Origin of the sequence: Xanthomonas sp. NCPPB 1325 (assembly GCF_041477645.2) — a bacterium.
Taxonomy (GTDB): domain Bacteria; phylum Pseudomonadota; class Gammaproteobacteria; order Xanthomonadales; family Xanthomonadaceae; genus Xanthomonas; species Xanthomonas cannabis.
This window is the reverse complement of sequence record NZ_CM192985.1, coordinates 1767582-1794033: the sequence shown is the minus strand read 5'-3', so window position 1 is coordinate 1794033 and position 26452 is coordinate 1767582. Positions and strand designations below refer to the sequence as shown.

Below are 26452 nucleotides of genomic sequence, written 5' to 3'. Positions count from 1 at the left end.
CCTCAGGCAGAACGGTAATTGTCGACCATGCGATAACGGCGCGCGTACAGGCCGAAGGCCAGCGCCGCCAGAAACGCAAACGCCGCGAAGAAGAACATCAGGAATGCCGCCTCGCTCAGCCCAGTATCGGCGATCTGCGAGGTCACCGTCGCGTTGCGCACCGCCACGTTCGATAGCAGCACCCACAGGTTGCCGACGGTGGTGGTGAGATACCAGAAACTCATCACCACGCCCTTCATCGAGGCCGGTGCCTGGCTGTAGGCGAACTCGATGCCGGTGGCCGACACCAGCACCTCGCCGAAGGTGAGCAAGGCATAGGGCAGGATCTGCCAGGCGATGTGCATCGGCTCGCCGCCGTCCATGACCACCTGGATCGCCCCGACCGCAATCCACGCCACGCCACTGAAGGCAATGCCGCTGGTCATGCGACGCAACGGCGTCGGCTCCCAGCCGCCACGGCGTAGCAGCGGATACAGCACCAGGTTGTTGAAGGGAATCAGCAGCATTACCAGCAACGGGTTGAGCGCCTGCATCTGCGAGGCGGTGAACCAGGCCGGCATGGTCATTTCGCGTCCCTGCAGCACCCAGGTGGACGCCTTTTGATCGAACAGGGAAAAGAACGGCGTCACCAGCGCGAAGATCACCAGCACGCGCAGCAAGGCACGCACACCTTCCACGGCCGCGTCCGGATGCGTGCCGCGTGCACGCTCCAGTTGCCACCAGGTACCGCCGCCGATCCCGGCCAGCAGCAGCACCAGCGCCATGCACAGGCAGATCACGATGCCCAGCGGCGCCACTAGCGCCAGGCAGGCCAGTGCAGCCACCACAGAGAGGACGGCCAGCACCAGGCCGGGCCGCCCCTGCCCCGGCGCGCGTGCCAGCAACGCCGTCCGCACCACCGCACCGAACCCGTGCGGATCTTTCGGCGGCAGCGGCACCCGCACGTAGCGGCTGCGGCCCAGCCAGAACACCAGCGTAGCCACGAACATCAGGATGCCGGGGATGCCGAACGCCCAGGACGGACCCAGATTTTTCAAGGCCAACGGAATCAGCAGCGAGGCGAACAGCGAGCCGAAATTGATGATCCAGTAAAAGGCGTCGAACACCACCTTGGCCAGGTGCTTGTTGGACTGGTCGAACTGGTCGCCCATGAACGAGGCCACCAGCGGCTTGATGCCGCCCGCGCCCAGCGCGATCAAGCCCAGCCCGACAAAGAACCCGCTGCGGCTGCCTTCGAACGCCGCAAGACAGGCATGCCCGGCGCAGTACACCAGGCTGAACCACAGGATGGTGTTGTATTTGCCGAAGAAGCGATCGGCCAGCCAGCCCCCCAGCAGCGGGAAGAAATACACCCCGATCATGAAGCTGTGCAGGATGTGCTTGGCTTCGGCCTCGCGGCCCGGCGCGCCAACCTCCTGCAGCAGCAGTGAGGTGATCAAGAACTGCACCAGGATGTTGCGCATCCCGTAGAAGCTGAAACGCTCGCAGGCTTCGTTGCCGATGATGAAGGGAATCTGGCGCGGCAGGCGCGCACCGGCGGTAGGGCCCGGCAAGGTGGAGGTGGTCAAAGGCGGTCCGGTCGAGCGGTAGACAGGCGCTATCGTACCGGCGCCAGGACGTCGCCGGCCATGGTCCTGCCGTGCGCAGCGCACCGCACGGCCAAGGCGCAGGGCACCGGTGCGTTCGATGCCATCAAACGCCTGTGCATTGCGCATGGAGGCGCAGCGAAAAGCAGCGCCGACCGGGCGCTCGCGCTCGCTGCTGGCCGCTGCCCATGCCGCAGTGCAGATTGGCCTGCCCGCTCGGCTCGGCTACATTGCAAACGTTTTCCTGGAACACTGGACTGCTGGATGCCCCGCTTCACCCGCCTGGCCCTGAGCCTGTTGCTGCTGACTTCCCCCCCTGCCGCGCTTGCCGCCACACCACTGACCACGCAGGCCGAGCGCAGCGGGTTCGTGCAGACCGGCCGCTATGACGAAGTCATCGCGCTGTGCGATGCCTTCGCGCAGCGCTACCCGCAGGCGGTGCGCTGCGAGGAGTTCGGCACCACGCCGGAAGGCCGGCCGATGAAGGCCTTGGTCGTCTCCACCAGTGGCGCGCTCGACGCGCAGTCGGCCGCACAGCGCAAGCTGCCGGTGGTGTTGATCCAGGGCGGTATCCACGCCGGCGAGATCGATGGCAAGGACGCGGGCTTCCTGGCATTGCGCGAATTGCTCGACGGCAAGGCCGGCAAAGGCGTGCTCGACAAACTGGTGTGGGTATTCGTGCCGGTGTTCAACGTCGATGGTCATGAGCGCTTTGGCGCCTGGAACCGGCCCAATCAACGCGGCCCCGAACAGATGGGCTGGCGCACCACCGCGCAGAACCTCAACCTCAACCGCGATTACGTCAAGGCCGACGCACCCGAGATGCAGGCCATGCTGCGCCTGGTGCAGCAGTGGGACCCGCTGATGTATGTGGACCTGCACGTCACCGATGGCGCCAAGTTCGAGCACGACGTGTCGGTGCAGGTGGAGCCGGTGCATGCCGGCGATGCGACCTTGCAGCGCGACGGCACGCGCTGGCGCGACGCGGTACTGGCGGATCTGAAAAAACAGGGCTCGCTGCCGCTGCCCTACTACCCGTCCTTCGTACACGAGGACGACCCTGCCTCCGGTTTTGCCGACGATGTCTCGCCGCCGCGCTTCTCGCACGGGTATTTCCTGCTGCGCAACCGCTTCGGCATGCTGGTGGAAACGCATTCGTGGAAGGACTACCCCACACGCGTGCGGGTTACCCGCAATGCCATCGTGTCGGTGCTGCAGCAGACTGCACGCAATGGCACGCAGTGGCGCGCCGATGCACTGGCCGCCGATCAACGCGCCATGCAGCTGGCTGGCACATCCGAGCCGTTGAGCTTTGCCGCCGGCCCGCAGGCGCGTACGGTCGCGTTTCGCGGCTATGCATACACACGCACGCCGTCGCCAATTTCCGGCGCGTTGATGACGCACTACGACGAGCGCACACCGCACATCTGGAAAGTGCCGCTGCGCGACCAGATCAAGCCTGATGTGGTGGTGGATGCGCCGCGCGGCGGCTATCTGGTGCCGGCCGCGCAAGCGGCCCTGGTGGGCGAAAAATTGCGCCTGCATGGCATCGATTTCCAGACCATCGGCAGTGCGGCCACGCGCCAGGTGCAAACCTTCCGCGCCGACAAGGCCAGTTTTGCCGCGCGCTCGAATGAGGGTCACCAGACGCTCGACCTCGTTGGGCAATGGCGCGATGAAAGCCGCGATGTGCCGGCTGGCTCGCTGTTCGTGCCGATCGCCCAACCCAAGGCACGCCTGGTGATGGCGATGCTGGAACCGCAGGCGCCGGACTCGCTGCTGCAGTGGGGCTTTTTCAACACCGCGTTCGAGCGCAAGGAATACATGGAAGCCTACGTCGCCGAAGAGGTGGCGCGCGACATGCTCGCCAACGATGCCGCATTGAAGGCGCAATTCGAACAGCGCATCGCCAGCGACCCGGACTTTGCCAAGGACCCGCAGGCACGGCTGGAATTCTTCGCCAAGCGCCATTCTTCGTGGGATGAGCGCTATCAGCTTTACCCGGTCCTGCGCACCGCGCAGACCGGCTTCTAACCGCCACGCCGACTCCGGCAGGCGGCAGCGCGGCATAGCCGCGTCCACCCGATTCGGGCACTTCGGTGCCCACAAGTTCGTTACGACCCAGCACTACAAGGACACCCCGTGCCACCTCTCGACATGAAAACGTTTACACACCTCCAGAACCGCCCGCGCCCCCTGGTCCTGGCGGTAGTCATGGGCCTGGGCATCGCCCTGGCTGCACCGCTGGTTGTCGCACAAGGCGCGCCGTCGTCGCAGCCGTGGATGGACACCGCATTGACGGCGGACCAGCGTGCCGACCGCCTGCTGGCGCAGATGACCGACGACGAAAAATTCCAGATGCTGCGCAGCTATTTCGGCCTGGGCACCGACAAGATCCCCAAGCCTGAAGGTGCGCTGGGCTCGGCCGGTTACGTGCCTGGCGTTCCGCGCCTGGGCATCCCCGCGCAGCAGCTCGCCGATGCAGGCGTGGGCGTGACCAACCCGGGGGGTATCCGCAAGGGCGACTTCGCCACCGCGATGCCATCGGGCCCGTCCACTGCATCGAGCTGGAACCCGCAGTTGGCGTACGCCGGCGGCAAGACCATGGGCCGCGAATCCTGGCAGCAGGGCTTCAACGTGTTGCTGGCCGGCAGCGTCAATCTGCAGCGCGACCCGCGTAACGGGCGCAATTTCGAATATGCCGGCGAAGATCCGTTGCTGGCCGGCACCATGGTCGGCGAGTCGATCCGCGGCGTGCAGAGCGAACATGTGTTGTCGACGATGAAGCACTACGCGCTCAACGACATGGAGACGCGGCGCAACTTCCACAGCGCCGACATCGGCGAGCAGGCGATGCACGAATCGGATCTGTTGGCATTCGAGATCGCATTGAAGGTCGGCGACCCGGCCTCGGTGATGTGTTCGTACAACAAGATCAACGGCACCTATGGCTGCGAGCACGATTACCTGCTCAACCAGGTGCTCAAGCAGGAATGGAAATACCCCGGTTACGTGATGTCCGACTGGGGCGGCGTGCACAGCGGCTCCAAGGCGGCGTTGGCCGGGCTGGATCAGCAATCGGCCGGCGAAGTGTTCGACGCGGCGGTGTTCTTCGATGCGCCGTTGCGCATGGCGGTGTCGGCCGGCGTGGTGCCGCGCGCGCGTTTCGACGACATGGTCAAGCGCGTGTTGCGCAGCCTGTTCGCGCATGGCGCGTTCGATCACCCGACCCAGCGCCAGCCGATCGACGGCAAGGCCGGCCTCTTGGCTGCGCAGCATGTGGCCGAGGAAGGCAGCGTGTTGCTGCGTAACGAGCAGGCCACCTTGCCGCTGTCCAGGGACGTGCGCCGCATTGCCGTGATCGGCGGCTACGCCGACAAGGGCGTGATGTCCGGCGGCGGCTCCTCGCGCGTGGACTACACCATCAACGGCGGCAACGCGGTACCGGGCATCACGCCGACCACGTGGCCCGGCCCGGTGATCATCCACCCGTCTTCGCCGTTGCAGGCGCTGCGCGCCGCGTTGCCGAATGCGCAGATCGATTACGTGGACGGCAAGGACCGTGCGGCGGCCGCACGTGCGGCGAAGACCGCCGATGTGGCGATCGTGTTCGCCACCCAGTGGGCCGCCGAATCGGTGGATCTGCCGGACATGCGCCTGCCTGAAAACCAGGACGCCTTGATCGAAGCGGTGGCCAAGGCCAACCCCAAGACCACCGTGGTGCTGGAAACCAACGGACCGGTGCGCATGCCGTGGGCCGAGCGCGTGCCGGCGGTGCTGCAGGCGTGGTACCCGGGCATCGGTGGCGGCGAGGCGATCGCCAACCTGCTGACCGGTGCGGTGAACCCGTCCGGCCACCTGCCGGTGACCTGGCCGGTGGACGAGTCGCAGCTGCCGCGCCCCTCGATCCCGGGCCTGGGCTTCAAGCCGGCCAAGCCGGGCGAAGACAGCATCGACTACGCCATCGAAGGCGCCAATGTCGGCTACAAGTGGTTCGCCGCACGCAATCTCACCCCGCGCTACCCGTTCGGCCACGGCCTGTCGTACACCCAGTTCCGCATGGGCGGGCTGCGCGTGGACGCCAACGGCAGCCACCTCACCGCCAGCTTCGAGGTGGAAAACATCGGCCCGCGCGAAGGTGCCGCGGTGCCGCAGCTCTACGTCACCCTCCCCGACGGCCACGCCACCCCGCTGCGCCTGATCGGCTGGCAGAAGCTCACGCTCAAGCCAGGCGAAAAGCGCAGCTTGCAGGTGGTGGCCGAGCCGAAGACCTTGGCCGACTTCGATGCCAAGGCACGTCACTGGACGATTGCGGCGGGCACCTACCGCGTGCAACTGGCGCGCTCGGCGAGCGAACCGGTGCAGAGCGTGGAGGTCGCCCTGGAGGCCACCCAGTTGCCGTGAGCGGCACGCGGCGGACGCGTGCTGCGCGCATCCGCCGCCCCGCCGCCGCCCTGGTCACGCGCATCGCAAGCGACGCTAAAATTTTGCAAAAGATGCGTTGACAGCCACGCGCGCAACTTGCACAATTCGCCCCCTGAGTCGCCCAGGTGGCGGAATTGGTAGACGCACTAGCTTCAGGTGCTAGCGGGGGCAACTTCGTGGAGGTTCGAGTCCTCTCCTGGGCACCACGACTCAAGGTAGATCGTAAAAAACCTCGCTTCGGCGGGGTTTTTTGCGTTTGGGCATCAGTGTTGCGAGGTCTGCATTTGCCAAGGCCTGCGTCAGGGCCATGCATCGCATCGAACTGCTCGGCGCCGCGGCAATCTGCCAATCCGGCCAAATCCCGAACGAAGAAAAACCCCGCATTTCAGCGGGGTTTTTCATGCTCAACCAGCTGCCGCGCTCAGCGCTCAATGCCCACCAGCCGCCGCCGCGCCACCGGCACCCGCACCGAACGGCGGCTTTGCCAGCCACAGGAAGAAGATGATCGCCAGGAAGGTCCAGCCAAGCAGGTAGAAGATGTCGTTGAAGCCCATCTGCGAGGCCTGGTGGTTGATCATGTTGTTGAGCGAGGCCGCGCCGCGTTGCAGGTCGCCCTGCCCCATTGCGGTGACCTGCTCCTGCATGCCCGGCGTGTAGACCGAGATGTGTTCGGTGATGTGCGCGTGGTGCACCTGGGTGCGGCGTGCCCACAGATAGGTGGTCAACGATGCGGCAAAGCTGCCGCCCAGCGTCCGCAAAAAGGTCGCCAGGCCGGAGCCCGCAGCAATCTCGCGCCCATCCAGATCCGACAACAGGATCTGCAACACCGGCATGAAGAACAACGCGACGCCCACGCCCATCACCAGCTGAATGGTCGCGACGTGGCCGAAGTCCACCTGCAGGTTGAAGTTGGAGCGAAAGAAGCTGGTGAACGACATGAAGACAAAGGCGATGGTCGCCAGCATGCGCAAGTCGAAACGCAACGCATACTTGCCCACGAACGGCGTCATCAATACCGGCAGGATGCCGATCGGCGCGGTGGCCAGGCCGGCCCAGATCGCGGTGTAGCCCATGTCGCGTTGCAGCCATTGCGGGATCAGCAGGCTGACGCTGAAGAACGCCGCATACGCCACCACCATGGCCAGCGTGCCGGCGCGGAAGTTGCGATGCCGGAACAGCTTGAGGTCGACGATGGGGTCCTTGTCGGTGAGTTCCCAGATCACGAACACCACCAGCGCCACCGCAGCGACGCAGGCCAGCACCACGATCTTGTCGGACGAGAACCAGTCTTCGTCATTGCCCAGATCCAACACCAGCTGCAGCGCGCCCACGCCGACCACCAGCAGGATCAGGCCGATGTAGTCCATGCGCGGCTTTTCGAGTTGCTCGGGGCGATTGCGCAACTGCGAGCCCACGATACTGCTGGCGATGATGCCCAGCGGCACGTTGATCAGGAAGATCCATTCCCAGCTGTAGTTGTCGGTGATCCAGCCGCCGAGGATCGGCCCGGCGATCGGCGCCACCACGGTGATCATCGCCAGCAAGGCGAGCGCCTGCCCGCGTTTTTCGCGTGGGTAGATCGACACCAGCAGGCTCTGGGTGATCGGGTACATCGGCCCGGCCACGAAGCCCTGCAGCGCACGCGACACCACCAGCATGCCCATGCTCTGCGCCAGGCCGCACAGCAGCGAGGCGATGGTGAAGGCCAGCGTGGACCACACGAACAATTTGGTCTCGCCAAACCGACGGCTCAGCCAGCCGGTCAGCGGCAAGGCGATCGCGGTGCTGACCGCGAACGAGGTGATGACCCAGGTGGCCTGCTGCGAACTGGCGCCGAGATTGCCGGCGATGGTCGGCAGCGAGACGTTGGCGATGGTGGTGTCCAGCACCTGCATGAACGAGGCCATGGCCAGGCCCACGGTGCACAGCGCCACGCTGGCCGGGCGAAAGCCGGCGGCGGGCGCCGGCGCCGCCGGGCCGCCGGGCGCGGTGGGAGCTTGCGAAGACATGGTGGCTCAGCCCGCCTTGGTGGCAGCCTGCGACGGCAGGTTGTCCTGGATGATGCGATGGATGTCGGCGTCGGCGGCCTGCAACTGCTGGGCATACACGTCGGTGGAGAAGACCGCACCGGTCGCAGGCTTGGTCGGCAGCACGCTGCCCTGCTGGTCGTGCAGATTGACCTCGACCTTCATCGACAGGCCGATGCGCAATGGATTGCCCGCCAGCTGCTTGCTGTCCACCGCAATGCGCACGGGCACGCGCTGCACGATCTTGATCCAGTTGCCGCTGGCGTTCTGCGCCGGCAACAGCGAGAACGCGCTGCCGGTGCCCAGGCCCAGGCTCTCGATGCGGCCGGTGTAATCCACGCCACCGCCGTACAGATCCGAGTGCAGCTCCACTTCCTGGCCCAGGCGCATGTGCTTGAGCTGGGTTTCCTTGAAGTTGGCTTCCACCCACACCTGCTCCAGCGGCACCACCGCCATCAGCACGCTGCCGGGCTGCACGCGCTGGCCAACCTGCGCCGAACGCCGCGCGACATAACCGGACACCGGTGCCACCACGCCGGTACGTGCGTGATTGAGATAGGCCTGGCGCACCTGCGCGGCGGCGGTCTGCACGTCCGGCTGGCTGGCCAGGTCGCTGTCGTCCACCAGCGCGCGATTACGCTCGAAGCTCTCGCGCGAGCCGCTCACCGCGGCCTCGGCAGCCGCCAGTTCTTCGCGGGCATGCGCCAGTTCTTCATTGGAAATGGCACCGCTGGCGGCCAGATTCCTGCGTCGCGCAAAGTCGGCACGGGCGCTGCGCAGCGTCACTTCGCGCGCAGACACTTCGGCCTGCGCACCTTCCACGCTGCGGTACAGACCGCGCACCTGGCGCACGGTCTTGGCCAGGTTGGCTTCGGCCTGCTGCAGCGCCACCGCGGTGTCGGCCGGGTCCAGCTGCACCAGCAACTGGCCGCGCTCCACGCGCATGCCGTCTTCGGCGCCGATGCTGACCACGGTGCCGCCTACCATCGGGGTGATCTGCACCTGGTTGCCCTGCACGTAGGCGTCGTCGGTGTCTTCGTGCCAACGGCCGACCAGGAAGTACCACGCCACCAGACCGATGATCGCCAGGATCACCAGAATGGCCACGATGCGCAGCGCCGCACGGCGCTTGCTGGGCGCAGCCGGCGCGGGTTGGGAAGAAGTTGGAGTGCTCTGGCTCATCGTCGCTGTCTCAGGAATTCGGTTGTGCGGAGGTGGTCGCGGTGCGTGCGGTGTCGCGTGCGGGCTCCGGCGTGAATCCGCCGCCCAGCGCACGCTGCAACCTCACCGAGGCAAGGAGTTGTTGCGACTGCAGCCCGGCCATGCGCTGGCGTGCGACGAGCAACTGCTCCTGCACGCTGAGCACTTCCAGATAGCTGCCGATGCCGGCGCGGTAACGCTGCTGCGCCAGCCCGAACGCGGCGTTGACCGTCTGCACGGCCTCGTCCTGCGCCTGCACGCGCTGCTGCAGCGAGCGCACCGCGTTGACCTGGTCGGCCACTTCGCGCAGCGCGGCAATCACCTTCTGGTTGTAATCGGCCACGGCCAGGTCGTACTGCGCATCGCTGCCCGCCAGATTGGCGCGCAGCTTGCCGCCGTCGAAGATCGGCAGGCTCAATGCCGGCGCCACCAATCCGAACACCGAGCCGCTTTCCAGCAGCTTGCCGATATCCGGGTTGACCACCCCACCCAGCGCAGTGAGGTTGAGGCTGGGATAGAAGCGCGTCTTGGCCACCGCGATGTCCTTGTCGGCGGCCTCCACGCGCCAGCGCGCGGCCACTACGTCGGGGCGACGGCCCAGCAGATCGGCCGGCAGGTTGCTCGGCAGCTGCATGGCGATCGATGCGGCGATGGCAGGCCGTGCGATGTCCAGCCCGCGATCCGGGCCCTGCCCGACCAACGCGGCCAGCGCAGTGCGGGCTTCGTCGATCTGCTGCTGCGCGGCCTGCACCTGCTGCTGCGCGGCCGGCACGCGCGCCTGCGCCTGGCGCACCTGCAGCTCGCTATCGATCCCGGCGCTGCGGCGTTGCCGGGTCAGCTCCAGGGTCTTCTGCGCGCGGCCCAGCTCATCGTTGGCCACGTCGTGCAGGCTCCAGGCATAGGCAAGCTGCGCGTAGCCTTCGGCGATCGCTGCGGACAGGTTCAGGCGCGCGGCCTGTGCATCCACCTCGGCCGCATGTGCCTGATCCACCGCCGCTTCCCAGGCACTGCGCTTGCCGCCCCACAGATCCACGCCATAACGGAAATCCAGCACCACCTGCGCGCTGCCGCCGTAACTGCCGCCCAGTTCCTCGCCGACCATCGATTCGGGCAACTGCAACCCGGTATAGCCGCCGGACACCGACAGGCTGGGGCCACGGTCGGCCTGGGCCGAACCGATGCGCGCCTGCGCCTGCCGCAGCCGCGCATCAGCTGCAGCAAGGCTGGGGCTGTGCTGCAGGCCTTCGGCAATCAGCGCGTCCAGCTGCGCATCGCCGAGCGCGCGCCACCAGTCGCTGGCCGGCCATGCGGCGGAACTCAGCCCGGCCTGCGTCAGAGTGCGCTCGGCATGCACGTCGCCGGGCTGCAGCACGGTGCCTTGCGGGGCCAGGCCACGGCTGCTGGCACATGCAGCCAGCGCCAGGCTCAGCGCGGTGAGGACGAGCGGCCGCGCCAGGCGCGTCGAGCGCGGCGTCTGGAGAAGGGAACTAGCAGCGTTCATGAGTTGAGTGCATCGCGGACACGGATGAGAAGAGAGGTGAGTTGCTCGCGCTCGGACGCCGACAGGTCGCGCAGGCCGTGCTCGATGGCACGCTCGCCACGCGCGCGCAGCCGCTCCCATAGCGCCAGGCCTTGGTCGGTCATGACGATCTGCAGCGCGCGGCGGTCCTGCGCATGCGGCTCGCGCCGCACCGCGCCAAGCGCCTCGAGCTTGTCGAGCAGGCGGGTGACCGCGCTCGGGGTCTGGTCCAGTGCCAGCGCCAGCTCGTTGGCCGTGCAGGGCGAACGCACTGCCAGGACCTTCAGCCCCACGTAGTGGCTGAAGCCGAAGTCGGGCAGCTCGCCTTTCATCTCGGCGTCGAGTTGGCGCATCAGCGCGTCGCGCACCTGGCGCAACAGCAGGCCGAACGACGGCGAGGCGGTGGGAGGTAGATCCATGCCAGACATTTTGTTCCGAAAAATATATTTGTCAACGCAAATATCTTATGCGGTATTAAACCGCGCGCAAGGATCGCCACGATACGCGCCGCGATTGCTGGCCCGGTAATACAATTGCGCCAATGACTATCGAAAACCCGCCAACCACGGTCGATGCCCTGCCACCCGGCATCCGGGCCAGTTTCGAGTGGGCACACGGGCCGGTGCTGATCGCGTTCCTGGCCGACCTGCGTGCGGTGTGGGCACCGGAAACCGCCTGGCATTCCCACGTGCGCGGCCAGCTGATGTTTGTCGAACAGGGGGTGCTCACCGTGCACACCGAACAGGGCACGCTGTCGCTGCCACCCGGCTGCGCCGGCTGGATGCCGCCCGGCCGGCAGCACACCGTGGAGCTGGCCGGGCCGATGCGCGGCTGGGGCGTGGTGGTACGGCCCGATGCCTGCCATGCCCTGCCCGCGCAGGGCGGCGTGATCCGCCTGACCGGGCTGGCACGCGAAGCAATCATGCGGGCCGCCAGCTGGCCGCTGGATCAGCCGCTGGACGCTGCTCAGCAACGGCTGGCCGCAGTGCTGCTGGACGAACTGTGCCAGGTGCAGATCGACCACCTGCACCTGCCCATGCCGGCCGACCGCCGGCTGCTGCGCATCGCCCGCCAGCTGCTCGACACCCCGGCCGACCCGCGCCCGCTCGAAGCCTGGGCCGACTGGGGCGGGCTATCGCCGCGCAGCCTGAGCCGGCATTTCCGTGCCGAGACCGGGCTGAGTTTTGCGCAATGGCGGCAGCAGGCGCGGCTGGCCGAAGGCCTGCGCCGGCTCAGCCAGGGCAGCCCGGTGGCGCAGGTGGCCGACCAGCTGGGCTATAGCAGCCCCAGTGCCTTCGTCAGCGTGTTCCACCGCCATTTCGGTGCCCCGCCCACCCGTTATCTGGCCGCCGGCCATGCACGCGGCTTGGCATCCCCCGCCGCATCCGGATAATCGGCGCTCTTCGAGTCCGCACCCTGGTGCGGGTTCCTCTTTCGCAGGACCTGGCTTTACATGACCGATCTGACCCGCCCCACCTTCCACGGCTTCGAACAGCTGCCGCTGCGCGAGTATGCCGAACGCGCCTATCTCGACTATTCGATGTACGTGGTGCTCGACCGCGCCCTGCCCTTCCTGGGCGATGGCCTGAAGCCGGTGCAGCGGCGCATCATCTTCGCCATGAGCGAGCTGGGCCTGAATGCCGCCGCCAAGCCGAAGAAATCCGCGCGCACCGTGGGCGACGTGATCGGTAAATACCACCCGCATGGCGACAGCGCCTGCTACGAGGCACTGGTGCTGATGGCCCAGCCGTTCTCGTACCGTTACCCGCTGATCGAAGGCCAGGGCAACTTCGGCTCGACCGACGACCCCAAGTCGTTCGCGGCGATGCGCTATACCGAATCCAAGCTGACCCCGATCGCCGAAGTGTTGCTAGGCGAAATCAGCCAGGGCACCACCGATTGGGCAGCCAACTTCGACGGCACCCTGGAAGAACCCACCTGGCTGCCGGCCCGCCTGCCGCACCTGCTGCTCAATGGCACCACCGGCATCGCCGTCGGCATGGCCACCGATGTGCCGCCGCACAACCTCAACGAGATCGTGAGCGCGCTGCTGCGCCTGCTCGACGACCCCGATGCCACGGTCGCCGACTTGTGCGAGCACGTGCTGGGCCCGGACTACCCGACCACCGCCGAGATCATCACCCCGGCTGCGGACCTGCGGAACATCTACGAGACCGGCCACGGCAGCGTGCGTGCGCGTGCCACCTACAAGAAAGAACACGCCAACATCGTCATCGACGCGCTGCCGTACCAGGTGTCGCCGTCCAAGGTGATCGAACAGATCGCCCAGCAGATGCGCGCCAAGAAGCTGCCATGGCTGGAGGACATCCGCGACGAATCCGACCACACCAGCCCGGTGCGGGTGGTGCTGGTGCCGCGCTCCAATCGCGTGGATGCCGAACAGCTGATGGGCCACCTGTTCGTCACCACCGATCTGGAACGCAGCTACCGCGTCAACCTCAACGTGATCGGCCTGGATGGCCGTCCGCAGGTCAAGAACCTCAAGCACCTGCTGAGCGAATGGCTGACCTTCCGCAGCGACACGGTCACCCGCCGCCTCAACCATCGCCTTCAAAAGGTCGAGCGCCGTCTGCACCTGTTGGAAGGCCTGTTGATCGCCTTCCTCAACCTGGACGAAGTGATCCGCATCGTCCGCAGCGAGGACGAACCCAAGCCGGTGCTGATCGCGCGCTTCGCGCTGAGCGAGGAACAGGCCGAATACATCCTGGAAACCAAGCTGCGCCAGCTGGCGCGCCTGGAAGAAATGAAGATCCGCGGTGAGCAGGAAGCCCTCACCAAGGAACGCGCGCAGATCATGGCCATCCTGGACAGCAAGCCCAAGCTCAAAAAGCTGATCAAGGACGAACTCACTGCCGACGCCAAGAAGTTCGGCGATGCGCGCCGTTCGCCGCTGGTGCAGCGTGGCGCCGCGCAGGCCATCGACGAAACCGAGATGGTCGCCAGCGAACCGATGACCGTGGTGCTGTCGGAAAAGGGCTGGGTGCGTGCCGCCAAGGGCCACGAGGTCGATCCGGCCGGCATGTCGTATCGCGAAGGCGATGGCCTGCGGGCGGCGGTGCGCAGCCGCAGCACCCACCAGGTGGCGTTCCTGGATTCCGATGGCCGCGCCTATTCCACCGCCGTGCACACCCTGCCCTCCGCGCGTGGCAATGGCGAACCGCTGACCGGGCGCTTTTCGCCGGCCTCCGGCGCCGCGTTCCAGGTCATGGCCAGTGCCGACAACGCCACCCGCTTCGTGCTGGCGTCCTCGCACGGCTACGGTTTCGTCACCCGCTTCGAAAACCTCACCGGCCGCAACAAGGCCGGCAAGGCGATGCTCAACCTCACCGCCGGCTCGCACGTGCTGACGCCGGCGCAGGTGAGCAACCCGCAGACCGACCGGATTGTCGCGGTGACCAGCGCCGGCAACCTGCTGGCGGTGCCGGCGACCGAGGTGCCCGAGCTGGACAAGGGCAAGGGCAACAAGATCATCGAGATCCCCAAGGCCAAGCTCGGCACCGAGCGTGTGGTGGCGGTGGTGGCGGTCGCTCCGGGCAATACCCTGCTGGTGCGCAGCGGCGCCCGCACCATGAGCCTGTCGTTCAAGGATCTGGACACGTATGTGGGTGCGCGCGCGAGCCGTGGGTCGTTGTTGCCGCGTGGGTGGCAGAAGGTGGATGGGTTGGAAGTGCAGTAACGCGGCTTCGCCATATGCGCGCGCGGCGGTGCGATCAGCACCGCTGCGTTGGCTGATCGAGCTGCATCAGCTGTAGTGCCAACGCTGAAATCGACATATCAATCGAGCGGCGCGCGCTGGCGCGGCGCGCGCTGCGCATGCCGCGCAAGGACACGACGTTTCCATGGACACAGATTTCTGGTTGCAACGCTGGCAGCACGGACAGATCGGCTTCCACCAGCAGGAGGTCATGCCCTTGCTGCGCAAGCACTGGCCCGCGCTGCAGGTGCCCACCGACACCCGCGTGCTGGTGCCGCTATGCGGCAAGACGATGGACATGCACTGGCTGGCCGCACAAGGCCATCGGGTGCTGGGCGTGGAGTTGTCGCCACTGGCAGTGATGCAGTTTTTCGACGAAGCCGGCCTGCAACCGCAGCGTCGCATCAGCGCTGCCGGCGAGCATTTCGTCGCCGGTCCCATCGAGATCATTTGCGGCGATGCATTTGCCCTGGAGGCGAGCCTGCTCGCCGACTGCGGGGCGGTTTACGACCGCGCAGCGCTGGTCGCATTACCGGAGGACCTGCGTCAACGCTATCTGGATACGACGTACGCGCGCCTGCCGGCAGACTGCCGCGGCCTGCTGATCACGCTGGAGTATCCGCAAGCCGAGAAAGCCGGCCCGCCGTTTTCGGTGGACGCCGCGCAGGTACACGCGTTGCTGGACACCAACTGGCAGGTGGAAGTGCTGGAACGGCGCGACATCCTCGATCATGAGCCGCGCTTTCGCACTGATGGCGTCACCGCGCTGTCCACCGCCGTCTATCGCCTGCAACGCGGCTGATGGCGGCCGGCCAGGCACGCGCCTGGCCGCAACACACGTTGGCTGCTGCGCGCGGCCTTGCACCGCGCGTTCCTGCAACCGCGGCGATCAACCGGCCACAGGGCCCTTGTCGATCTTCGAGGTCTGGTACAACTCCAGGCCGATCCGCTTGATCAGGCCGAGCTGCTGCTCCAGCCACCAGGCATGGTCTTCTTCGGTGTCCTGCAGCTGCTTGAGCAGCACGTCGCGGCTGACATAGTCGCCGTGCGCTTCGCACAGCTTCATGCCGGCAGCCAATGCTGCGCGCACCTCGTATTCGACGACCAGATCGCGCTCGAGCATTTCCACCACCGTCTTGCCCGGCGCAAACTCGGCCGGTCGCATGTCCGGGTCGCCTTCCAGGAACAGGATGCGCCGCAGCAACGCATCGGCGTGCTCGGTCTCCTCTTCCATTTCATGGTTGATGCGCTCGTACAGCGCCATCAGGCCCTGATCCTCGTAGCGACGCGAGTGCAGGAAATACTGGTCGCGTGCCGCCAGTTCGCCGCGTAGCAGCTGTTTGAGGTATTCGACGACTTCGGGATGGCCTTTCATGCTGTGCTCCAGTGACGCAATGCGCGCATGGTGCCCTAAGCCGGCGGGCAATGATCTAATCGGAATCACTTTCAGTTGCGCTTGCGGCCAGACCCATCGCGGTCATGCGCCGCAGGCACACTCGACAGTGGCGACCAGATCGACGCTGCATGCCGCGATGCGGGTGCGGCCGGCCTGCGGAGCGGTGATCCCCGCGCCGCGCAGTCCGCCGCCACCGCATCGCGGCCTGTCAGCAATCCACACTCAGGGACATGGAAATGCGCAAATGGCTGGGCCGGCTGACACTGGCAATCGTGGTGCTGGCCCTGGCAGCCGGCGTGGTCCTGTATCTGCTGCTGCGCGGCAGCCTGCCACAGCTGGATGGCGGCACCGCTCTGGCCGGGCTGCGCGCGCCAGTGCGCGTCCAGCGCGACCGGAACGGCGTGGTCACGCTGGATGCGGCCAGCCAGATCGATGCGATGCGCGCACTCGGCTACGTGCATGCTCAGGAGCGCTATTTCGAGATGGACCTGATGCGCCGTGCGCCCGCCGGCGAGCTGTCGGAGCTGTTCGGCGCCAAGGCGGTGGACCTGGACAAACGCAACCGCGTCCACCGGCTGCGCGCACGCGTGCAGGCCAGCCTGCAGATTGCAGCCGGCAGCGAGCGTGCCGCGCTGCAGGCATATACCGACGGTGTGAACGCGGGGCTGGCCGCGCTGTCGGTGCGCCCCTGGCCGTACCTGCTGCTGCGCCAGACGCCGCGTGCCTGGACCCTGGAAGATTCGATCCTGACCGGCATGGCGATGTACGCCGACCTGCAGGACAGCGACAACCAGACCGAACTGGCCGCCGCGCGTCTGCGCGCGGTGGTGCCACCGGCACTGGCGGCCTTGCTCGATCACCAGGGTTCCAGCTGGGATGCGCCGCTGTTCGGCCCGGCACAGGGCGATGCGGTGCTGCCGGATGCGGGGACGCTGGATCTGCGCCGCCTGCCGCATCCACCCGCCGCACCGCAGGCCGAGCAGCCCACGCCGGGCAGCAATAATTTTGCGGTGGATGGCCGCCTGACCGCCGACGGCCGCGCCATCGTGGCCGACGACATGCACCTGGGCCTGCGCGCCCCCAACATCTGGTTCCGTGCACGGCTGCGCTACCCCGACACGGCCGCAGCCGATGGCAAGGTGGATGTCACCGGCTTCACCCTGCCCGGCCTGCCGGCGGTGGTGGTCGGCAGCAATGGCCACGTGGCCTGGGCCTTCACCAACAGCTATATCGACACCGCCGACTTCGCGCGTCTCGCGCCGGCGACGCCGGATCACCCGCAGGCACTGACCACGCATGTCGAAACGATCCGCGTCGCCGGCGCGACACCGGTGCGCTTTGAGGTGCGCGAAGCGGCATGGGGGCCGATCCTGCACGAAAATGCAGATGGCAGCGTGCTGGCGCTGCGCTGGGCCGCGCAGTTGCCCGGCGCCATCCGCCTGGACTTTGCGCAGATGAGCCGCGCACGCGACCTGCAGGACGCCTTTGCGGTAGCGGACCGCTCCGGCATTCCCGCGCAGAACCTGGTGGTCGCCGACCGCAGCGGGCGCATCGGCTGGCGACTGATCGGCGCGCGCCCTGCACGCAACCCCGGCTGCAGCCCGACCGGCATCGCCGACCTTGCAGCCTCGCCACAGACCGCCCCGCCAGCGCCGGCCACCACGCCGCCGGCCGCTTGCACACCGTGGCCGCTGCGCAGCGACGCAGCGCCCGCGCTGATCGACCCGCCCTCGCATCGGCTCTGGACCGCCAACAGCCGGGTTGTCGACGCGCAGCAACTGGCCACGCTGGGCAATGCCGGCTACGACCTGGGCGCACGTGCCCAGCAGATCCGCGACGCCCTGTTCGCCAGGCAGCGCTTCACCGAGCGCGATCTGCTGGCGATCCAGCTGGACGATCGCGCGGTGTTGCTGACACGGTGGTGGCAGGTGCTGCGCGGCGTGGTCGCGCACAGCAACGACCCGGCCTTGCAGCAAATCGAGGTGGCAACGCGGCGGTGGAGTGGCCATGCCTCCACCGATTCGGCCAGCTATCGCATCGTGCGCGAGTTCCGCAGCAATACCATCGCTGCGGTGCAAGCCGGCCTGCTTGCCCCCGGGAAAGCTGCGCTTGGCAATGACTTTCTGCCGCCACGTCGCGCGCAACTGGAAGGGGTCGTGTGGCCGCTTCTGCAACAGCGCCCGGCGCATCTGCTGCCACCAAGCTATGCGAGCTGGGACCAGTTGCTTGGCGACGCCGCCCGTAGCGCGCAGCGTGAGCTGGCCGCACAGGCAGCGCCCGGCGAACCACTGGGCAAGCGCACCTGGGGCGAGCGCAACACCGCTGCCATCTGCCATCCAATCGCCCGCGCGTTGCCGGCGCTGGCCAGCCGCTGGCTCTGCATGCCACCGGACCAACTGCCGGGCGACCGCGACATGCCACGCGTGCAAGGCCCGGCGTTCGGTGCCTCCGAGCGCATGGTGGTGTCTCCCGGGCACGAGCAGGACGGCATCGTGCACATGCCCGGCGGCCAGAGCGGCCACCCGCTGTCACCGTACTGGGGCGCGGGCCACGACGATTGGGTGCATGGACGGCCCACACCTTTTCTGCCCACTGCCACGCGCTACACGCTGCAATTGCGTCCGCAGTAAAAGCGCCCGCAACGCTGCTGCTTAGCGGCTACGGAAAAAAAAAGAACCATCGAGCATCGCCGCCATGCGGAAGCCCCTCTCCCGTCGGGAGAGGGGTTGGGGTGAGGGTACGGGCTTCATCCCTATGGATCAGCCAGAGCCGAGGCGAGTCCCGCAACCGGCACCATCCCGCGGCACCGCACCCTCATCCGCCCTTCGGGCACCTTCTCCCGGTGGGAGAAGGGAATGCGGGCATGGCCGCCATGTTCTGAAGCCGCTCCCCCGGCGGGGCGTCTTCTGTCTTCTGCCTTCGCAGCTCGCAGCTCGCAGCTCGCGTGACTGCATCCGCGCACGCATCCGCACACGCACACAAGCAAATCACACAACCACGCCCACACGCTTCGCTCCTTCGCAGCGACCTCTGCAATTGGCCAATCACATCGTGCTAAGATGCATTTGATAACCATTCCCATTAGTGACCAATGCGCCCCACGCTCCTTGTCACCGCGCTCTCCGCTGCGCTCGCTCTACCTGCCCTGCCTGCTTTGGCTCAACACGGCGCCCCTCCGGCCTTGACCGAGCTGGATGGCGTGAATGTCGTCGGCCGCGCGCAGACCCTCTACAAATCCGACGACGCCGCCGTGGCCACGCGGACCGACACACCGCTGGCACTGGTGCCGCAATCGGTGCAGGTCCTGCCGCGCGAGTTGATCGACGACCAGGCCGCGCGCCAGATCACCGATCTGTATCGCAGCATCAGCGGCATCAGTTTCTTCAGCTACGCCGGCGTGACCTTGCGCGGTTTCCGCCAGGAAAACGTGCTCTACGACGGACTGCGCGGCGACCCGTACGCCGGCTTCTCGGTGCCACAGCTGTTCAACATCGAACGCGTGGAAGTGCTCAAGGGTCCGGCGGGCGCGCTGTATGGCGGCGGCGAGCCGGGCGGCGTCATCAACTATGTCACCCGCAAGCCGGCGCATCAGGCGCAGCGCCGGATCGAGTTGCAGGTGGGCAATCAGTCCTTCGGCGCGGCCTCGTTCGAAGCCACCGGCCCCGCGCGCGCCGACGGCCGCATCCGCTACCGCGTCGGCGCCTATGCCGATGGCGAGGACGGCTTTCGCTGGAACACCGACAGTCAAAGCCAGATCGGCGATGCGTCGGTGGCCTTCGATATCGGCGACACCGGCGAGCTCACCCTGCAGTACACCGACATCACCCAGAACCTGGGCGGCAACCGCCTGCGCGGGGTGCCGGTGGATGACGACGGCAACTTCCTCACCGACCGCCGTTGGAACCACAACGAACCCACCGACTTTCTCGACATGCGCGCCAAGGTGGCGTTCGCGCAGTACCGGTTTGCGCCGTCCAGCGCGTGGGACGTGGACATGGCGGTGCGCTGGTTCAAGAACGACGAACATCAGATCTATCACGAGCCGATGGGCCTGATCGACCGCGATCGCGACGGTACGGCCGAGTGGATGACGCGCCAGTTGCGCAACCAGTACCGCGACAACGATGCGATTTCCAGCAACGTCAACGCGGTGTTCCGCACCAGCACCGGCGCGATCGAGCACAAGCTGCTGATGGGCGCCGATTACTACCGTCTGGATGCCGATTTCCGTGCACAGACCGCCAACACCGCCGATACCGGGCGCGTGCGCGGGCCAGTGCCGGGTATCGATCTGTTCAACCCGGTGTACGGGCGCAGCGGCTTCTACGACTACGGGCTGGACACACTGCCCTGGCGCGCCACCAGCACGCGCAGCCAGCGTTATGGCGCATATCTGCAGGACGAACTCACGCTGACGCCGCGCTGGCATGCAATGGCCGGCGTGCGCTGGGACGGCTTCAAGGACGACAACCTGCTGGACGATTCGCGCGTCACCGGCAACGACCTCAGCTGGCGCGTGGGCAGCACCGTCGTGCTGCGCGATGGCGTCAATGCCTACGCCAGTTATGCCAGCGGTTTCCTGCCGCAGGATGCGGCCAATCAGGATGCCAGCGTGGGCGGACCATTCGATCCGGAACGCAGCACGCAGTGGGAGCTTGGCCTGAAAACCGCGCTCAACGATGGTGGGTTGACCCTCAACACCGCGCTGTATCGCATCGAACGCAGCAACATCGTCCAGGCCAATGGAGCTGTCGTCGATGGGGTCAATCAGCTGTCTGCACTCGGACTGGTGCGCAGCGAAGGGCTGGAGGTGGACCTGCTGGCCGACCTCACCGAGCGCTGGGTGCTCAATCTGACCTATGCGTACAACGATGCACGCGTGCTGGACGCGGGGACCAATGGCATCACCAATGCCTCCGGCGATCGCTTCGCCAACGCTCCACGCAACACCTTCGGGCTATGGACCCGCTACGACCTGCCGGCATGGCGCTCGGCGGTCGCGTTCGGCGCCGACTACGTGGGCGAGCGGGTCAGCCTCGAAGGCCAGCGAGTCAAACCGTACGCCATCTACGACATCAGCTGGCAGACGCAGTGGGACGCTTGGAAGCTGCAGATCAACGTCAAGAACCTGTTCGACAAGGTGTACGCGGTGAGCGGTTTCAATGCACGCGGCGGCCACTTCCCGGGCGAGCCGCGACGCATCTACGCACAACTGGCCTACAGCTTCTGATCGCCGCTTGCAGTGGTGCGCACTCCTGCATGCGTGCGGAGTGCGGAGTGCGGATCCTGTAATTCAGCTCGTGCCATCGCCATCGCTGCCACGCGTCTGCGTGTGGCGGTGGCAACTGTGCAACAACGCACGGTTGCGGCGGTAGCGATGGCCGCGCAATGAACCTGCGCCGAATCGCGCGGGCATGCATGGGCTGGAACTTAACGTTCGGTGGGACACACTAGAGGCCGTCGCGATCGGTAGAGAGCTACCGCACATCGCCCTCCTCCCCTCACTGACCGGAATCCGCATGCCTCAGCTTGCCCGCTCTGTTTCCGCCCTGTTGCCCCTGCTGTTCTCGGCCGCCTGTTCGGCCGCGCCACCAACCACTCCGGGCCCGCCTGCCGCGCCGGTGGCCAGTTGCACCGCCAAGGTGAAGCCGGGGCAGGATCTGCAAAAAGCCATCGACAAACTGCCGCTGGGCGACACGCCGGCCGTGCTGTGCCTGGAAAAAGGCGAATTTCCGCTCAACGGGCTGGTGTCGATCCATCGTGGCAACCTGACCCTGCGCGGCAAGGGTCCGGGCACGGTGCTGCGCATGGCCGACGGCGTGCAACAGCCTGTGCTGGTGGTAGGCGACTACGAAAACCAGCAGCCCACCGGGGTGATCCGCAACGTCAGCATCGAAGACATGCAGATCGTGGCCAGCACCGGCGACAAGGAGTTCATGCCCGAGCGCCCGTACCTGAGCAACAGCGCGGTGGTGGTGCGCTCCGGCCAGGGCATCCGGCTTGCCGGTCTACAAGTCAACAAGTGCCGCAGTGCCTGCCTGCTGAGCGAGTACGACACCCGCGAGATCACCATCGAAAACAACGATGTCTCCGGCGCCATCTGGGACGGCGTGTCGTTCAACCGCACCGCCAAGGTGACCATGGTCAACAACTACATCCACGACAATGTGGCTGCAGGCCTGACCACCGAGCATCTGGAAGACAGCGAGATCCGCAACAACCGCTTCGAGCGCAATGGCAGCCAGGGCATCTACCTGTCCGATGCGCGGCGCAACCGCTTCAGCAACAACCAGTTCGACGGCAACAAGGTCGCCGGCGTCTTCCTGGCCTGCGCCATCCGCTATCGCACGCCGGAAATCCTGTGCTGGGACAACAGCATGAGCCAGGACAACGTGTTCGAGAACAACCGCTTCTCCAATACGCCGTTCACCTACACCATCGGCGTGGACCGCGCGGCCAATTGCACGGCCGCCGACTTCAAGCCCAACCTGTGGCGTAACAACCAGGCCGATGTCGCCGGCGTGGATATCGAGCCGCAACGCTACGGTTATTGCGTGCGCCACGAACAATAAGCCAAGGCGGCCGGCCGCGCGTTGGCGCGTGCCGGCCGCTGCAAGCCTACTGCCTCAGGAGGCCAGCGCCTGTGCGTGCACGCCTGCGATCGCCCGGCCGGATGGGTCGGCCATCGCGGCAAAACTCGCATCCCAGGCAATCGCGGTGGGCGACGAGCAGGCAATCGACTTGCCGCCTGGCACCGTCTCCGCCGCCGCCTGGCTCGGGAAGAACTGCTCGAACACACTGCGATAGAAATACGCTTCCTTGGTCTGCGGCGGATTGACCGGGAAGCGCTTGCCGGTCGCAGCCAGTTCGCGGTCGCTGACGTGCGAGGCGGCATGCTCCTTGAGCCCATCGATCCAGCCGTAGCCGACGCCGTCGCTGAATTGCTCCTTCTGCCGCCACAGGATCGATTCGGGCAGATAGCCGGCAAAGGCCTCGCGCAACACGCCCTTTTCCATGCGCGTGGCGCCCGTGCTGGTCTTGTCGATCATCTTGAAGCTGGCGTCCATGCGCATGGCCACATCCAGGAACTCGCGGTCCAGGAACGGCACCCGCGGCTCCACGCCCCAGGCCATCATCGACTTGTTGGCACGCAGGCAATCGTAGTTGTTCAGCGCATCGAGCTTGCGCACCAGTTCTTCGTGGAACTCGCGCGCATTGGGTGCCTTGTGGAAATACAGGTAGCCACCGAAGATTTCGTCGCTGCCTTCGCCCGACAGCACCATCTTGACGCCCATCGCCTTGATCCGCCGCGCCAGCAGGAACATCGGCGTCGATGCCCGGATGGTGGTGACGTCGTAGGTCTCGATATGGCGAATCACTTCCGGCAGCGCATCCAACCCTTCTTCGAAGGTGTATTCGAAGCCGTGGTGCACGGTGCCCAGCGCCGCCGCCGCGACTTCTGCGGCGGCAAGATCGGGCGACCCCTGCAAGCCGATCGCAAACGAATGCAGCCGCGGCCACCACGCTTCGGTGGTGTCGTTTTCTTCGATGCGATGGCGTGCATAACGCGCAGCCACGGCTGCGACCAATGACGAGTCCAGTCCGCCGGACAGCAGCACACCGTACGGCACATCGGTCATCAGCTGGCGGTGCACGGCACGCTCGAAGGCTTCGCGCAATTCCTGCAGCTGCACCTGCACGCCTTCCACTTCAGCGTATTCGCGCCAGGCACGCTCGTAGTAACGGCTCAGTTCGCCGGTGGCGCTGTCGTACCAGTGCCCCGGCGGAAATTGCGCGGCGTCGGCGCACTCGTCCACCAGCGACTTCAGTTCCGACGCCACCCGCAGGCGACCCTCGCGGTCGTGGCCCCAGTACAGCGGCACCACTCCGATCGGATCACGCGCAATGATCACGCGGCCGGCGGCCTTGTCCCACAACGCAAAGGCAAAGATGCCGTTGAGGCGATTGAGATAGGACGCCGGCGCATCTTCGCGATACAGCGCATTGATCACTTCGCAATCGGAGCCGGTCTGGAACGCGTAGGCCTGCTGCAGTTCCTGCTTGATTTCGCGATGGTTGTAGATTTCGCCATTCACCGCCAACACCAGTTGCCCATCTTCGGAAAGCAACGGCTGTGCGCCACCGGCCGGGTCGACGATGGCCAGGCGCTCGTGCACCAGGATCGCACCACCATCGACATACACGCCGCTCCAGTCCGGGCCACGATGGCGCTGACGCTGCGAACATTCCAGAGCCTGCCGGCGTAGCGCCTGCAGATCGTCACCGGGTTGCAGCCCGAAAATACCGAAGATGGAACACATGGGAAACTCCTGATGAACTGCGGGATTGGTGGCCGGTGGACACGCGTGCTGCACGAAATGACACCCATAAAAAAAACCCGCATCGGCCGATGCGGGTTTTCTGATTCCTGGGCGTTTGGGTGAACTTCGCCTAGTCGCAGACCCGCATCGGCCGCGCACGATTATTCGCGCGCAGCGTGTTGCGGTTGGCGTTATTGACGTTGGCGAGGTGGATGACCATGGCGTCGACGCTAACCGTTCGTTTTCGCTGGCGCAACTGTTTCAGCGGCAACGACGGTCCGACGCCAATACCTCATGCGCTCAACAAACGCTCGATCAGCGTGCGATACAACGCAGGCAAGGCTTCCAGGTCGGCCACGCGGACGTGCTCGTCCACCTGATGGATGGACGCGTTCACCGGCCCCACTTCGATGCATTGCGCGCCCAGCGGCGCGATGAAGCGCGCGTCGGAGGTGCCGCCGCCGGTGCTCTCTTCCGGCGGCGCACCGGCGAACTCGTCCAGCACCGCGCGCGCAACGCTGCGCAGGCGGCCTTCCGGGGTGTAGAACGGTTCGCCGCTGCGATGCCACTGCAGCGTGTAATCCAGCGCATGCCGATCCAGCAATGCAGTGATCTCCGCTTCCAGCTGCGGCGCATCCCAGTGCGGGGTGTAGCGCAGGTTGAAGGCCACTTGCAGCTCGCCGGGGATCACGTTGTTGGCACCGGTGCCGGCGTGGATGTTGGAGAGTTGCAGGCTGGTCGGCGGGAAGCTTTCAAAGCCCTCGTCCCACTGCCGCGCCACCAGTTCGGCCAGCGCCGGTGCGGCCTGGTGGATCGGGTTGCGTGCTTTGTGCGGATACGCCACATGCCCTTGCACGCCCTTCACCGTCAGCATGCCGGAAAGGCTGCCGCGCCGGCCCACACGCAGTAGATCGCCCAGCCGCTCGGTGGACGACGGTTCGCCGGTGATGCACCAATCGATCTGCTGGCCGCGCTCGGCGAACAGCCGTGCGACATGGCGCACGCCGTCGATGGCATCGCCCTCTTCATCGGACGTCAGCAACACTGCCAGCGTGCCGGGATGCCCGGGATGGGCGGCAACGAACTGCTCTGCGGCGATTGCAAATGCCGCGACGCTGCCTTTCATGTCCGCGGCGCCACGGCCGTACAGCACGCCGTCGCGGATCTGCGGGGCGAACGGATCGCTGGTCCACGCCTCGCGCGGTCCCGGCGGCACCACATCGGTATGGCCGAGCAGCACCAGCACCGGCGCGCCGCTGCCATGCGTGGCCCACAGGTTGTCGACCTCGCCCAGGCGCAGGTGCTCGCAGGCGAATCCGGCCGCGCCCAGGCGCTGCGCAATCAGTGCCTGACATCCGGCATCCACCGGCGTCACCGAGGCACGTGCAATGAGGTCACAGGTCAGGTCCAGCACATCGCTCATGAAACGTCACCGCAGTGGAGCCGCATCAGCGGCGTTGATGGAATGGAGCGGGTTTGCATCGATCGGCGTGGTTCGATCGCGGTCGCAGTCGCGCTGTCGGACTACGTTGCTGCCGGGAGCCATTGCCAACGCTACCTCGACCGGCTTGCCAAGCGGATGGACGGATGAACGAACTGGCGCTCGGCGAACCAATGGCAGCAACGACACCAGCGGCAGCACGCTCCGGCATCGCCGTCGGAACCGCAGTCGCTCAGCCGATGCCGAACCGCTTCTTGAAGCCGTTATCGGAGAAGCCCTGACTCAGCTCGCCGTCGTCGGTCACCACCAGCGGGCGGCGGATCAACTGCGGGTACTCGCGCAGCAGCAGCTTCCACTCCGCATCCGAACCGGGCGTCTTCTTGTTGTCGGGCAACTGACGCCAGGTGGTGGAGGACTTGTTGATCAAGGCCTCGAATCCACCCGCCTTGCCTGCCCATTCCAGCAGCGTCTCCGGCGACGGCGTGTTGTCCCGGTAGTCCACAAACGTATAGGCGACATTGAAGCGGTCCAGCCACTTGGTGGCCTTCTTGCAGGTGTCGCAGTTCTTCAATCCGTAGAGCGTCGTCATCTGTATCCCGGAGAATCGGCCTATAACGCCCCGCTCCCACCGGGAGAGGGGTTGGGGTGAGGTACGGGCGAAGCCTTGTACAGAACGCGCATCAGGCTTTGCTCGTACCCTCATCCGGCGCTTCGCGCCACCTTCTCCCGGTGGGAGAAGGGAAGCACACGCACCCTCCCATAGCGCAAGCATCTTGCCTCCTTTAGCGCGAGCATCTTGCAAAGCCCCTCTCCCACCGGGAG

19 protein-coding genes and 1 tRNA gene are annotated in these 26452 nt (G+C 66.3%); 9 read left to right on the top strand and 11 right to left on the bottom strand.

Translation table 11 applies throughout. The annotated features are described in order from the left end of the window. Nucleotides 1-2 precede the first annotated feature (2 nt). Nucleotides 3-1568 carry a POT-type proton-dependent oligopeptide transporter gene (locus ACCQ10_RS07490; protein ID WP_372362663.1) on the bottom strand — a complete coding sequence of 522 codons (1566 nt, stop codon included), beginning with the start codon at nt 1566-1568 and terminating at the stop codon, nt 3-5. Nucleotides 1569-1850: 282 nt separating this feature from the next. Between ACCQ10_RS07490 and ACCQ10_RS07485 the strand changes: the two genes are divergently transcribed. The 3 genes from ACCQ10_RS07485 (at nt 1851) to ACCQ10_RS07475 (ending at nt 6217) form a co-directional block, all read left to right on the top strand. Then, nucleotides 1851-3620 (top strand): M14 family metallopeptidase, encoded by a 1770-nt coding sequence (locus ACCQ10_RS07485; protein WP_372362662.1) that lies wholly within the window; start codon nt 1851-1853, stop codon nt 3618-3620. 180 nt (nt 3621-3800) lie between these two features. Continuing rightward, the gene (locus ACCQ10_RS07480; RefSeq protein WP_372363077.1) at nt 3801-5990 is read left to right on the top strand and encodes a beta-glucosidase family protein; all 2190 of its coding nucleotides are present in this window, start codon (nt 3801-3803) and stop codon (nt 5988-5990) included. Between the two features lie 140 nt (nt 5991-6130). After that, nucleotides 6131-6217: transfer RNA gene (locus ACCQ10_RS07475), tRNA-Leu, on the top strand. A gap of 4 nt (nt 6218-6221) precedes the next feature. On the opposite strand, the gene ACCQ10_RS07470 is transcribed toward ACCQ10_RS07475, so the two are convergent. The 5 genes from ACCQ10_RS07470 to ACCQ10_RS07450 are packed head-to-tail and all read right to left on the bottom strand — an operon-like array spanning nt 6222 to nt 11176. Further along, on the bottom strand, nt 6222-6413 hold the full coding sequence (locus tag ACCQ10_RS07470; protein ID WP_372362661.1) for a hypothetical protein: 192 nt from the start codon (nt 6411-6413) through the stop codon (nt 6222-6224). A gap of 26 nt (nt 6414-6439) precedes the next feature. Next, nucleotides 6440-8020, bottom strand: a complete 1581-nt coding sequence (locus tag ACCQ10_RS07465; protein WP_047693582.1) for a DHA2 family efflux MFS transporter permease subunit — start codon at nt 8018-8020, stop codon at nt 6440-6442. Nucleotides 8021-8026: 6 nt separating this feature from the next. Next, the gene (locus ACCQ10_RS07460) at nt 8027-9220 is read right to left on the bottom strand and encodes an HlyD family secretion protein (protein ID WP_372362660.1); all 1194 of its coding nucleotides are present in this window, start codon (nt 9218-9220) and stop codon (nt 8027-8029) included. Nucleotides 9221-9230: 10 nt separating this feature from the next. Then, nucleotides 9231-10739 (bottom strand): AdeC/AdeK/OprM family multidrug efflux complex outer membrane factor, encoded by a 1509-nt coding sequence (locus ACCQ10_RS07455; protein ID WP_372362659.1) that lies wholly within the window; start codon nt 10737-10739, stop codon nt 9231-9233. Then, entirely contained in the window at nt 10736-11176 is a 441-nt protein-coding gene (locus tag ACCQ10_RS07450; RefSeq protein WP_372362658.1) for a MarR family winged helix-turn-helix transcriptional regulator, read from the bottom strand. The genes ACCQ10_RS07455 and ACCQ10_RS07450 overlap by 4 nt, the downstream gene beginning before the upstream one ends. 122 nt (nt 11177-11298) lie before the next feature. Between ACCQ10_RS07450 and ACCQ10_RS07445 the strand changes: the two genes are divergently transcribed. The 3 genes from ACCQ10_RS07445 to ACCQ10_RS07435 all read left to right on the top strand — a co-directional run bounded on the left by ACCQ10_RS07445 (nt 11299) and on the right by ACCQ10_RS07435 (nt 15274). Continuing rightward, nucleotides 11299-12150, top strand: coding sequence for an AraC family transcriptional regulator (locus ACCQ10_RS07445; protein WP_372362657.1), 852 nt, complete (start codon nt 11299-11301; stop codon nt 12148-12150). Between the two features lie 60 nt (nt 12151-12210). Continuing rightward, nucleotides 12211-14454, top strand: a complete 2244-nt coding sequence (parC, locus tag ACCQ10_RS07440) for a DNA topoisomerase IV subunit A (protein WP_372362656.1) — start codon at nt 12211-12213, stop codon at nt 14452-14454. A gap of 163 nt (nt 14455-14617) precedes the next feature. Further along, on the top strand, nt 14618-15274 hold the full coding sequence (locus ACCQ10_RS07435; protein ID WP_372362655.1) for a thiopurine S-methyltransferase: 657 nt from the start codon (nt 14618-14620) through the stop codon (nt 15272-15274). Nucleotides 15275-15361: 87 nt separating this feature from the next. On the opposite strand, the gene bfr is transcribed toward ACCQ10_RS07435, so the two are convergent. Further along, the gene (bfr, locus tag ACCQ10_RS07430) at nt 15362-15847 is read right to left on the bottom strand and encodes a bacterioferritin (RefSeq protein ID WP_068835680.1); all 486 of its coding nucleotides are present in this window, start codon (nt 15845-15847) and stop codon (nt 15362-15364) included. Between the two features lie 257 nt (nt 15848-16104). Here bfr and ACCQ10_RS07425 point away from each other — a divergent pair, with 257 nt between their 5' ends. The 3 genes from ACCQ10_RS07425 to hpaM all read left to right on the top strand — a co-directional run bounded on the left by ACCQ10_RS07425 (nt 16105) and on the right by hpaM (nt 22440). After that, nucleotides 16105-18498: a penicillin acylase family protein gene (locus ACCQ10_RS07425; RefSeq protein WP_372362654.1), complete on the top strand. Its 2394-nt coding sequence runs from the start codon at nt 16105-16107 to the stop codon at nt 18496-18498. Between the two features lie 461 nt (nt 18499-18959). Continuing rightward, nucleotides 18960-21098, top strand: a complete 2139-nt coding sequence (locus ACCQ10_RS07420; protein ID WP_372362653.1) for a TonB-dependent siderophore receptor — start codon at nt 18960-18962, stop codon at nt 21096-21098. Nucleotides 21099-21387: 289 nt separating this feature from the next. Further along, nucleotides 21388-22440 (top strand): type III secretion-associated outer membrane-bound protein HpaM, encoded by a 1053-nt coding sequence (gene hpaM, locus ACCQ10_RS07415; protein ID WP_039410325.1) that lies wholly within the window; start codon nt 21388-21390, stop codon nt 22438-22440. Between the two features lie 54 nt (nt 22441-22494). On the opposite strand, the gene asnB is transcribed toward hpaM, so the two are convergent. The 4 genes from asnB to ACCQ10_RS07395 all read right to left on the bottom strand — a co-directional run bounded on the left by asnB (nt 22495) and on the right by ACCQ10_RS07395 (nt 26219). Next, complete coding sequence (asnB, locus tag ACCQ10_RS07410) at nt 22495-24189, bottom strand: asparagine synthase B (RefSeq protein WP_372362652.1); 1695 nt, start codon at nt 24187-24189, stop codon at nt 22495-22497. Nucleotides 24190-24319: 130 nt separating this feature from the next. Then, nucleotides 24320-24460 (bottom strand): hypothetical protein, encoded by a 141-nt coding sequence (locus tag ACCQ10_RS07405; protein WP_158255441.1) that lies wholly within the window; start codon nt 24458-24460, stop codon nt 24320-24322. A 21-nt stretch (nt 24461-24481) separates the two neighbouring features. Next, complete coding sequence (gene dapE / locus ACCQ10_RS07400; protein ID WP_372362651.1) at nt 24482-25612, bottom strand: succinyl-diaminopimelate desuccinylase; 1131 nt, start codon at nt 25610-25612, stop codon at nt 24482-24484. A gap of 250 nt (nt 25613-25862) precedes the next feature. Then, entirely contained in the window at nt 25863-26219 is a 357-nt protein-coding gene (locus ACCQ10_RS07395; RefSeq protein ID WP_372362650.1) for an arsenate reductase, read from the bottom strand. Nucleotides 26220-26452: the final 233 nt, after the last annotated feature.

Coding starts and splice junctions, on each gene's coding strand:
- ACCQ10_RS07485 (WP_372362662.1), top strand. CDS start 1,851: ATGCCCCGCTTCACCCGCCTGGCCCTGAGCCTGTTGCTGCTGACTTCC.
- ACCQ10_RS07480 (WP_372363077.1), top strand. CDS start 3,801: ATGGGCCTGGGCATCGCCCTGGCTGCACCGCTGGTTGTCGCACAAGGC.
- ACCQ10_RS07470 (WP_372362661.1), bottom strand. CDS start 6,413: ATGAAAAACCCCGCTGAAATGCGGGGTTTTTCTTCGTTCGGGATTTGG.
- ACCQ10_RS07465 (WP_047693582.1), bottom strand. CDS start 8,020: ATGTCTTCGCAAGCTCCCACCGCGCCCGGCGGCCCGGCGGCGCCGGCG.
- ACCQ10_RS07460 (WP_372362660.1), bottom strand. CDS start 9,220: ATGAGCCAGAGCACTCCAACTTCTTCCCAACCCGCGCCGGCTGCGCCC.
- ACCQ10_RS07455 (WP_372362659.1), bottom strand. CDS start 10,739: ATGAACGCTGCTAGTTCCCTTCTCCAGACGCCGCGCTCGACGCGCCTG.
- ACCQ10_RS07450 (WP_372362658.1), bottom strand. CDS start 11,176: ATGGATCTACCTCCCACCGCCTCGCCGTCGTTCGGCCTGCTGTTGCGC.
- ACCQ10_RS07445 (WP_372362657.1), top strand. CDS start 11,299: ATGACTATCGAAAACCCGCCAACCACGGTCGATGCCCTGCCACCCGGC.
- parC (WP_372362656.1), top strand. CDS start 12,211: ATGACCGATCTGACCCGCCCCACCTTCCACGGCTTCGAACAGCTGCCG.
- ACCQ10_RS07435 (WP_372362655.1), top strand. CDS start 14,618: ATGGACACAGATTTCTGGTTGCAACGCTGGCAGCACGGACAGATCGGC.
- bfr (WP_068835680.1), bottom strand. CDS start 15,847: ATGAAAGGCCATCCCGAAGTCGTCGAATACCTCAAACAGCTGCTACGC.
- ACCQ10_RS07425 (WP_372362654.1), top strand. CDS start 16,105: ATGCGCAAATGGCTGGGCCGGCTGACACTGGCAATCGTGGTGCTGGCC.
- ACCQ10_RS07420 (WP_372362653.1), top strand. CDS start 18,960: ATGCGCCCCACGCTCCTTGTCACCGCGCTCTCCGCTGCGCTCGCTCTA.
- hpaM (WP_039410325.1), top strand. CDS start 21,388: ATGCCTCAGCTTGCCCGCTCTGTTTCCGCCCTGTTGCCCCTGCTGTTC.
- asnB (WP_372362652.1), bottom strand. CDS start 24,189: ATGTGTTCCATCTTCGGTATTTTCGGGCTGCAACCCGGTGACGATCTG.
- dapE (WP_372362651.1), bottom strand. CDS start 25,612: ATGAGCGATGTGCTGGACCTGACCTGTGACCTCATTGCACGTGCCTCG.
- ACCQ10_RS07395 (WP_372362650.1), bottom strand. CDS start 26,219: ATGACGACGCTCTACGGATTGAAGAACTGCGACACCTGCAAGAAGGCC.